The organism is Arthrobacter sp. JCM 19049 (assembly GCF_001310435.1).
Genome location: NZ_BAXF01000761.1, coordinates 1 through 830 on the forward strand (window position 1 = coordinate 1; position 830 = coordinate 830).

Here is an 830-nt window from a genome sequence, read left to right on the forward strand (position 1 = left end):
CAGCCGGCCTGGGCGGTGCGCTCCAGCAGGTTCTTGCCGCGCCGGGAGGAGTCCGGCAGCTTGATCGGGTACTCGCCGGTGAAGCAGGCGGTGCACAGCCGCTCGCGCGGCTGGTTCGTGGCCGAGATCATCCCGTCCTCGGAGATGTAGGCCAGGGAGTCCGCGCCGATCGACTTGGCGATCTCATCCACGGCGGCGCCGTTGGCGATCAGTTCGGCGCGGGTGGCGAAGTCAATGCCGTAGAAGCACGGCCACTTCACCGGCGGGGAGGAGATCTTCACATGCACCTCGGCGGCGCCGGCCTCACGCAGCATGCGCACCACGCGCGCTGGGTGTTGCCGCGCACGATCGAGTCGTCCACCACCACCACGCGCTTGCCCTTGAGCACCGATTCCAGGGCGTTGAGCTTGAGCTTGATCCCCAGCTGGCGCAGGGTCTGGCTGGGCTGGATGAAGGTGCGCCCCACGTAGGAGTTCTTCACGAAGCCGTGGGTGAAGGGGATCCCGGATTCCTCGGCGTAGCCGATGGCCGCCGGGGTGCCGGATTCGGGAACCGGGATCACGATGTCGGCCACCGCGGTGTTCTCGCGGGCCAGCTGGCGGCCCATCTCCACGCGGGATTCGTAGACCGAGCGCCCGGCGATGGAGGCGTCGGGGCGGGCCAGGTAGACGTATTCGAATACGCAGCCCTTCGGGTTGGCCTGGGCGAAGCGCTGGGAACGGACCCCGGCCTCGTCGATGGCGATCAGCTCACCCGGTTCGATTTCACGGATGAAGGACGCACCCACGGTGGCCAGGGCCGGCTGCTCGGAGGCCACCACCCAGCCGCGG

At 68.7% G+C, this 830-nt stretch carries 1 pseudogene; it reads right to left on the reverse strand.

Features of this window, described 5'->3' with window-relative positions:
• A pseudogene (locus tag JCM19049_RS16060) lies at nt 1-830 on the reverse strand (amidophosphoribosyltransferase); the annotation flags it as partial.